Genomic DNA, 7,441 nt, shown 5'->3' on the forward strand with positions numbered 1-7,441 from the left:
GCGCGGCACGCTCGGTCTGCAGCGAAGGGTCGAACGCGATGACGCCGTTCACGCTGCCCGAGCCGTTGCCCGGAACACTCGCCGCAATCTCCGTCGGCCCGCCGAGCACCTCGCCTCCGCTCGCGAGATCGAGCGCATGTAGTCGATGGTGATAATTGCCGCCGCCGTCCTTGGTCATGGCGACGGCAAAGAGCACGCCGTTCTGGCCGCGATTGCGGTCGATGACCGGCGTCGACGTTATCCCGATTTCGGGCGTGAAATCCTGGCAGCTTTGGTCGTCGCTTGGCGTCTCGCCCTGACTTAGGAGCGAAACGTGCCAAAGGAGCGCGAACGAGTCGGCATCGTAGGCATAGACGCTATCGTGCTCAGTCACCACGTAGACGATGTTGTGCAACGAGCCGCCGATCGACTGCTGTGTCACGAAGAGCGGCTGCCCGTTTACCTTGCCGTCGGCGGGCAGGAACCCGACCTTGCCGAAAAGGTTGGAGCGTACGTTCGACGGCGTCAGCGTCGTTTCCGCCAACATCTGCCCCGTGCGCGCGAGGTCGTTGTGGTGCATGAGCACGTCGGTCGCGAAAGCGATGTGGGCCGGCGCCACGGGCCCGGTACTAGTGCCGCCGCCCCCGCCAGCGCTGCTGCTACCACCCGTACCGCTATTGCCCGATCCACCGCTGCCGCTGACGCCGGCCGCCGTGCTTGTGCCGCCACTCGAACCGCCGCCGCAAGATGCGCAAACGCCTGCGATCACGAGCCATGCACAAGTGCGGCGAACCCGCTGCCAACGGTCGCGATTACCTGTGCGAGTCACGCGCTGCATGATTTGCATGCTCGCCTCCCTGCGCCTGCCGCGCTTGGCAAGCCGCCAAGTCGTCACGGGCGCTTGTCGGTGTCCCTCAGCACAGATACTAAAAACTCGGCGAGTGGACCTACCGACATATCCACGCATCGTTCCGCCACGCAATGCGCGGGGATGGCGTGGTGCGGCATAGGCGCGCAACGGGCCGCCCGATCTAACGTCCGTCCTCATTTAATCGCCCGCCAGGGCTGGATGCCCGATGCGACGGGGCTGTAACACCCCATGACGTCGGCAGCCGAAACGCGCGACAATTACGGTCTTTCGCAGTTACTTACGCTTACGCTTTTACGATGGAACGGTATTTCATGTCTCGCACGAGCGCGGTGGCGCTGCTGGTCGATGCGCGCCGCACGCTTCTCGACGGGTTGGAGGACAAACCCGCGGACGAGGCAACCCGGAATCAACGCCTGCTCAAGGACATCGAACGGCGTCTGCTCGACGTGCGCGCCGGCCGGACGCTCGAGTTTGACATCGAGTATCCCGTGTCCTTGCACATCATGGTGTCCGACTAGCGCCCCGCGCTTCATTTCGCTGGGCGCGCTCTCGTCTACAATCTCGCCCACCTTCTGTAGCAGGCCGGCTTTCGCCAGGCGCGCCTCGACCACTTTTTGTCACAATGAACCACGATCGTAACGAAGCCGGCGTGCCGCCCGGTACGCCCTACCCCGACGACGAAAATGCCGCAAGCGCTGCAGCCAGCGGCGAGCATGGGCAACAGGATCAGAAAGCAGCGGTCGCCCCCGCCGACGGAGACCGGCCTGATGCATCGGCCGAGCCGTCCGATTCGTTGCATCATCGCCGCATTCGCAGCTTCGTCACACGCGCCGGTCGCGTATCAACAGGCCAGCGGCGCGCGCTGGACGAGATCGGCCCGCGCTTTATCGTCCCCTATCAGGTGGCACCGGTCGAGTGGGCCACCGTTTTTGGGCGCCACGCGCCGCGTGTGCTGGAGATCGGATTCGGCATGGGGGCAACGACAGCCGACATCGCAGCGCAACGACCACAAGACGACTTCATCGGTGTCGAGGTGCACGAGCCGGGTGTGGGTGCACTGCTGAAGTTGATTGGTGAGCACGATCTGTCGAACATCCGCATCGTGCAGCACGACGCCGTGGAAGTGCTCGAGCAGATGATCGGAGAAGCAACGCTCGACGGCGTGCACATTTTCTTTCCCGATCCGTGGCACAAGGCACGGCACCACAAACGCCGGCTCATTCAGCCGAAATTTGTCGCGCTCCTCGCCTCGCGGATGAAGCCGGGCGCCTATTTGCACTGCGCAACGGATTGGCAGAATTACGCGGAGCAGATGCTGGAAGTGCTGAGCGCTGCGCCGACGCTCGAAAACACGGCCGACGGCTACGCGCCGCGCCCCGACTATCGCCCAATCACGAAGTTCGAGCGGCGCGGGCTGCGCCTGGGGCATGGCGTCTGGGATCTTGTCTTCAAGCGGCGCGCTGACTGACAAACGTTCAGGAAACCCACGGCAGCTCGTAGGTGTAGCCGATCACGAGCACGAGCAGGCCGAATCCGATACGGTACCAGGCGAACACGGTGAAATCGTGCGTGGCGACGAAGCGCAGCAGCCACCGTACACAAGCGAACGCGCTCACGAAAGCGGCGACGATCCCGACAGCCAGCACATCGGCCGCGCCGGCCAACGCGCTGTGGCCATACTTGACGATCTCGTAGCAGCTCGCGCCGACGATGATGGGGATGGCCAAAAAGAACGAAAACTCGGTCGCAACGCGCCGCTCGACGCCGACCATCATCGCGCCGATGATGGTCGACCCTGAACGCGACACACCCGGTATCAGCGCACAGCATTGCGCAACGCCGACCTTCAGCGCGTCAAGCGGCCGCAATTGCTCGATTGAGCCGATGCGCGGCGGCGTGTCGCCGCGCATGCGCTCACGCGCCTGCACCCAAAGGATGATGAGCCCCCCCACCACGAGGGCAAGCGCCACGGGCAACGGCGCAAACAGTACGCGCTTGATCTGCGATTCGACGAAAATGCCCAGCGCAATCGCGGGAATCGTTGCAATCACCACGTTCAGCGTGAATCGCCTCGCCTCCATGTCCGTCGGCAAGCCCGCCACGACAGCACCAATGCGACGCCGGTACTCCCAGCAAACGGCCAAAATGGCGCCGAACTGGATGACGACATGAAAGGCCTTCGCGGCCTCGTTGTCGAAGCCCAACAGCGCGCCCGCGAGAATCAGATGGCCGGTACTCGAAACGGGCAGAAACTCCGTCACCCCTTCGACGATGCCAAGAATCAGCGCTTTGGCGATCAATACCCAATCCATCTGTGTCCTCTACGTCAATGAGGGAGCATGCGCAGGACGGCGCCGTCACTTTTCGACGATCTGCACGCGTATGCCATTTGAAAGGATTGTTATTGTACCCGGTTCGTAATGAACGCCGGCGAATTGAAGCTCTTCAGGCTTGAACGTGTAAATGGGGTAGCCATCGAGCCACTGGGCAGCCGCGAGTGCACCCGCGGCCTCGATCTGCTGGCGGTAGGCAGCCGCCTCGCCCGCTACGTCGACCGTCTCCACCTTCGGCGAGCGCAGCACCACGGCCTGCGCAGTGTTGTCGTACTCAAGACGGCTCGAGAGTGTAAAAGCGCCGTCGACGGGATGCCGAAGGAAGGGGCTCGCCACGTGTGCGTCGACCCGCACGGTGAGGCGATCCGCTTCGGGCTTGAAGCCGACGACAGGGTTCGCCAGGGCGACTTCGAAAAGCTGCGAGACCGTGCGCCGGTAAGGAAACTTGCGCGCGACAGCATCCTGTACCTGGCGCTGCGAAAACGTGTAGTGATCGGGAACAAACGGGAACGTCCGGCTCGCGCAGGCTGCGAGAGGGACAGTGAGGCTTGTCGCCACGGCGAGCGCCATCGTCTGAAGGAACCGGCGCCGATTCGGCGTGGCGGCGTGCATCATGCGTATTCTCCTTGGTGGTTGTCCAGGGTCGCCATCGCTCGGGCAAGCGCTTTTCCCGTGCCCGGCGATCGTCGGGCCGGCGGGCCGTATAGCCTCGTAACCCGAGGGGACTTAAGCGGCGCCGGGCTGGGTCAAGATCTCGAGCTGGGCAAGCCAGGCGAGCGCTTCGCCGCGCGAGGCACCGCACATCTGCGGATGGGGCTGCAAGCCCCCACAGCAGGCGGGCCGCTCCGGGCGGTCGAAGATCTTGCAGCGCGCCTCATCGTCGAGCTGCACACAGCGCACACCGGCGGGCTTGCCGCGAGGCATCCCGGGAATCGGGCTGGTGATGGACGGCGCGATGCAGCAAGCACCGCAACCTGGGCGGCACGCATGAGCGCCGGTGCCGGGCGGGATCAACACATCCACGGAGCAACGACCTGTCTGAAAGATTGCCGGCGCGCACCGGCATGTTCTCCAGCGAGCGACCCACCCGCATTGTGCCTGTGTTCGCCCACCCGCGCTCCTCACCTCACTTTACCCATGCTTACCCTCGCTCTTGGTAAAGTGCACGGTTTCGTTCGCTTCTCACACAAAACATCATGCGTGGCACCCGGGCAATCTCCGCCGTCGAGCGTCTCAAGACGCGCAGCGGCAATTCTTGTTTTGCAGCCGTCAGTTTGGCGGGCGGCATGTTTCGCCTGATCGACAAAGCCGGGGGCAACGAACGGCAAGTGGGCACCCCGATGCCGCTCGAGGCGTTCGTCTCGTTTGTCGATGGCCTCGAGGCCAAACCGAAAAAGGAAAGCAAGCTCGACTCGGCCCTGCAAGCGCAGATCCGGCATCTGAGGCGCACCATGCGCTAGAAGGCCCAGCGGCGCACTTGCTGAGCCACTGCATCGCCCTCGATCGCCCTCAATCGGCCTTTTACGCATCGTCGGCAATGCGCTTCGGTTTGATACAATCCGCAGGCTTTCCTATACGAATGCATGTCTCGATGGGAGATTGCTCGTCAGCATTCTTTCCATCCATGCCGAGCTCAAACCGCTATCGCTTACGCGAGCCGTCAAGACGCCATGAATATCGAGCAAGCCCGTTTCAACATGATCGAGCAGCAAATCAGGCCCTGGGACGTGCTGGACCAGGACGTGCTGAACCTCCTCGCCATCGTCAAGCGCGAAAACTTCGTGCCCGCGCCCTACCGCGATCTCGCTTTTGGCGATCTTGAGGTGCCGCTGCCTGCGGGCGAGAACATGCTGGCGCCGCGCATCGAAGCGCGCGTTTTGCAGGAACTCGCGGTCAAGAAACATGAAAGCGTGCTCGAAATCGGCGCGGGGTCCGGCTATATGGCCGCCCTGCTCGCGCATCGTGGCCGGCATGTGCTGACGGTCGATATCAAGGCCGAACTCGTCGAGCTGGCTGGAAGCAATCTGGCGGCCAACGGCGTCATGAACGCCGAAGTGGTGCTCGGCGACGGATCGCGCGGATGGAAGGCCGCCTCGCCTTACGATGTCATCTGCGTTTCAGGGGGCCTGCCCGTGCTGCCGCAGGAGTTTCTCGAGCAACTGAAAATCGGCGGCCGCCTCGCTGTCTTCGTCGGCACGGCGCCCGTCATGAAGGCGCAGGTCATCACGCGCATCGATGAAAAGCAGTTCCGTGTCGCCGATATCTTCGAAACCTACGTCGAGCCGCTCGAGAACGCCGTCGAGCCGCCGCGCTTCAAGTTCTGAGCCGTTCGTCATGCAAAACCTGACTCCCGCCACCCTCGCCCAATGGCTCTCCGATGCCTCGCGTCCCGCCCCCGTGCTGCTTGACGTGCGTGAGCCGTGGGAAGTGGCGACGGCCAGCATCGCCAACTGCGTGTCGATTCCGATGCGTGACATTCCGGCTCGCAGCGAAGAACTCGACGATGAAGCGCCGATCGTCTGCATCTGTCACCACGGTGCGCGCAGCGCGAGCGTGGGGATGTTCCTCGAATCGCGCGGGTTCACGCAAATTTTCAATTTGCAAGGGGGCATCGATGCGTGGTCACGCCAGGTAGACCCATCGGTGCCGACGTATTGAAGCATTGAGGACGCCGCCGCTTTTCGCCGTTTCGTTGATCCACAAGCAGCATCGTCGTGCTCGAGATTCGCGGCACAGCACAGCCGGCCGCCGCCGTTGCCCTCATGTCGTCACCAGAAAGCACTTCAGTCGCCATCGCGCCATCGCCTGAGGCTGCACAGCCTCTCACGGCGCCGCTCGCCCGCACGCAGGGCTGGGAGGCGAACCTCGAGTTGGGCTTCACACGCGTCGCGTCCCGCACGACGCTATCGCATAGGCGCCATCGAGGCCCACTACTTGTGCAGCGGCCGCTCTACCCCGAAGGCGATGCGATCTGCCATGCGGTCATCGTCCATCCGCCCGGTGGCGTGGCGGGCGGTGACCGTCTCTGCCTCGACGTTCGCGTCGGTGAAGGCGCACATGCGGTGTTGACGACGCCGGGTGCCACGAAGTGGTACAAGGCTAATACGCAGCGCGCGACCCAGAGGATTGCACTCGAAGTCGCTGCGGGTGCAAAGCTCGACTGGCTGCCGCAAAACAACATCGTCTTCGACGATGCGCGTGCCGACCTCGCGTTCTCGCTGACGATCGCACCGGGTGCGACGGCTATCGGCTGGGACGCGACGCAGTTGGGCAGACAAGCCGCGGGGGAACGATGGGCGACGGGAGAACTGACCTCCGTCGCATCGATCGCTGCCATGGGCGACGGGCAGCAGGCCGCATCGCCATCGCTGCTGTGGCACGAACGCGCGCGGCTCGATGCAAGCGACCCCTTGCGCGATGCACCGCAAGGCCTCGCCGGGCTCGCCGTCTTCGGCACGCTGTGGGCGGTGGGCGACGCCTGCACCCCGGAGCTTGCCGAATCGCTCGCCGAACGGCTGCCGTTTCAAGCGACGCTGCGCGCCGGCGCGACCGCGTTGCCGGGCGGTGTGCTGCTGGTGCGGGCGTTGGCCTCGTCGGTCGAGCCATTGCAGCAACTGATGCAACAGTGCTGGACCACGCTGCGGCCCATTGTGCACGGGGTGCCCGCGCGCGCCCTTCGTCTATGGGCGACATAACTTTCCGGGCGCCTTTGCGCTTGTATAATGCGCCCAGCCTTCGTGTGTACGGTCGGCACATCGCATCATCCCCCCCTATTTCGGTGCTCGAACCTTCGCGCTCGCGCCGAGGTGGCGGCGGCGATGCCGATGGAGCACTTGGCGGCATGCTATTTGCTGTACGACGAATTCAACCCGCTATGAGCCGTATCGCATTTCCCACGGTGCAAGTGAGCGCGTCCTAGACCGTTCGCCGGCAAAATGATTGGCGGCGTCGGGCCATCGGAGGCATGACGCTCACTGCGCGTGGCGCGCTCAGGTCAGGGGTGGCAGAAACGGCCACCCGTATAGTTGGCAATCCACACGGCGTAGCACGCCGGAAGTTCGTCCAGTCCTGGGCGCTTCGGGACCTCCTACGATGCATTAAGATGAAGCTCACACCACGAGAAAAAGACAAGCTCCTGATTTTCACGGCAGCCCTCTTGGCCGAACGCCGCAAGGCGCGCGGGCTCAAGCTCAACTATCCGGAAGCCGTAGCGTTCATCACGGCGGCGCTCCTGGAGGCGGCGCGCGACGGCCAGACG

Annotated in this window: 10 protein-coding genes and 1 pseudogene; 7 read left to right on the forward strand and 4 right to left on the reverse strand. The window is 63.8% G+C overall.

Annotated elements, in window-relative coordinates:
• A pseudogene (locus tag VL598_RS03990) lies at positions 1-826 on the reverse strand (pyrrolo-quinoline quinone); the annotation flags it as partial.
• 335 nt (positions 827-1,161) lie between these two features.
• On the opposite strand from VL598_RS03990, the gene VL598_RS03995 reads away from it, so the two are divergent.
• Together VL598_RS03995 and trmB are read left to right on the forward strand one after the other, a co-directional pair.
• Positions 1,162-1,368, forward strand: a complete 207-nt coding sequence (locus VL598_RS03995; protein ID WP_325325404.1) for a hypothetical protein — start codon at positions 1,162-1,164, stop codon at positions 1,366-1,368.
• Between the two features lie 104 nt (positions 1,369-1,472).
• Entirely contained in the window at positions 1,473-2,318 is an 846-nt protein-coding gene (gene trmB, locus VL598_RS04000; protein ID WP_325325405.1) for a tRNA (guanosine(46)-N7)-methyltransferase TrmB, read from the forward strand.
• A gap of 7 nt (positions 2,319-2,325) precedes the next feature.
• Here the strand turns inward: trmB and VL598_RS04005 are convergent, their stop codons facing one another.
• The 3 genes from VL598_RS04005 to VL598_RS04015 form a co-directional block, all read right to left on the reverse strand.
• The gene (locus VL598_RS04005) at positions 2,326-3,162 is read right to left on the reverse strand and encodes an undecaprenyl-diphosphate phosphatase (RefSeq protein ID WP_325325406.1); all 837 of its coding nucleotides are present in this window, start codon (positions 3,160-3,162) and stop codon (positions 2,326-2,328) included.
• 45 nt (positions 3,163-3,207) lie between these two features.
• Positions 3,208-3,798, reverse strand: coding sequence for a DUF1439 domain-containing protein (locus VL598_RS04010; protein WP_325325407.1), 591 nt, complete (start codon positions 3,796-3,798; stop codon positions 3,208-3,210).
• 111 nt (positions 3,799-3,909) lie between these two features.
• Entirely contained in the window at positions 3,910-4,206 is a 297-nt protein-coding gene (locus VL598_RS04015) for a YkgJ family cysteine cluster protein (protein ID WP_414718648.1), read from the reverse strand.
• 173 nt (positions 4,207-4,379) lie between these two features.
• On the opposite strand from VL598_RS04015, the gene VL598_RS04020 reads away from it, so the two are divergent.
• The 5 genes from VL598_RS04020 to VL598_RS04040 all read left to right on the forward strand — a co-directional run.
• On the forward strand, positions 4,380-4,643 hold the full coding sequence (locus tag VL598_RS04020; RefSeq protein WP_325325408.1) for a hypothetical protein: 264 nt from the start codon (positions 4,380-4,382) through the stop codon (positions 4,641-4,643).
• A 210-nt stretch (positions 4,644-4,853) separates the two neighbouring features.
• Positions 4,854-5,507 (forward strand): protein-L-isoaspartate O-methyltransferase, encoded by a 654-nt coding sequence (locus VL598_RS04025; RefSeq protein ID WP_325325409.1) that lies wholly within the window; start codon positions 4,854-4,856, stop codon positions 5,505-5,507.
• Between the two features lie 10 nt (positions 5,508-5,517).
• Complete coding sequence (locus tag VL598_RS04030) at positions 5,518-5,841, forward strand: rhodanese-like domain-containing protein (RefSeq protein ID WP_325325410.1); 324 nt, start codon at positions 5,518-5,520, stop codon at positions 5,839-5,841.
• A 104-nt stretch (positions 5,842-5,945) separates the two neighbouring features.
• Complete coding sequence (locus tag VL598_RS04035) at positions 5,946-6,878, forward strand: urease accessory protein UreD (protein WP_325325412.1); 933 nt, start codon at positions 5,946-5,948, stop codon at positions 6,876-6,878.
• A 407-nt stretch (positions 6,879-7,285) separates the two neighbouring features.
• On the forward strand, positions 7,286-7,441 hold a 156-nt coding region (locus VL598_RS04040), incomplete at its 3' end, for an urease subunit gamma (protein ID WP_325325413.1).

This window comes from Trinickia sp., from assembly GCF_035492435.1.
Taxonomy (GTDB): domain Bacteria; phylum Pseudomonadota; class Gammaproteobacteria; order Burkholderiales; family Burkholderiaceae; genus Trinickia.

What these genes read in the sequence shown, in the direction of transcription:
- VL598_RS03995 (WP_325325404.1), top strand. Translation starts at nt 1,162, where the DNA reads ATGTCTCGCACGAGCGCGGTGGCGCTGCTGGTCGATGCGCGCCGCACG.
- trmB (WP_325325405.1), top strand. Translation starts at nt 1,473, where the DNA reads ATGAACCACGATCGTAACGAAGCCGGCGTGCCGCCCGGTACGCCCTAC.
- VL598_RS04005 (WP_325325406.1), bottom strand. Translation starts at nt 3,162, where the DNA reads ATGGATTGGGTATTGATCGCCAAAGCGCTGATTCTTGGCATCGTCGAA.
- VL598_RS04010 (WP_325325407.1), bottom strand. Translation starts at nt 3,798, where the DNA reads ATGATGCACGCCGCCACGCCGAATCGGCGCCGGTTCCTTCAGACGATG.
- VL598_RS04020 (WP_325325408.1), top strand. Translation starts at nt 4,380, where the DNA reads ATGCGTGGCACCCGGGCAATCTCCGCCGTCGAGCGTCTCAAGACGCGC.
- VL598_RS04025 (WP_325325409.1), top strand. Translation starts at nt 4,854, where the DNA reads ATGAATATCGAGCAAGCCCGTTTCAACATGATCGAGCAGCAAATCAGG.
- VL598_RS04030 (WP_325325410.1), top strand. Translation starts at nt 5,518, where the DNA reads ATGCAAAACCTGACTCCCGCCACCCTCGCCCAATGGCTCTCCGATGCC.
- VL598_RS04035 (WP_325325412.1), top strand. Translation starts at nt 5,946, where the DNA reads ATGTCGTCACCAGAAAGCACTTCAGTCGCCATCGCGCCATCGCCTGAG.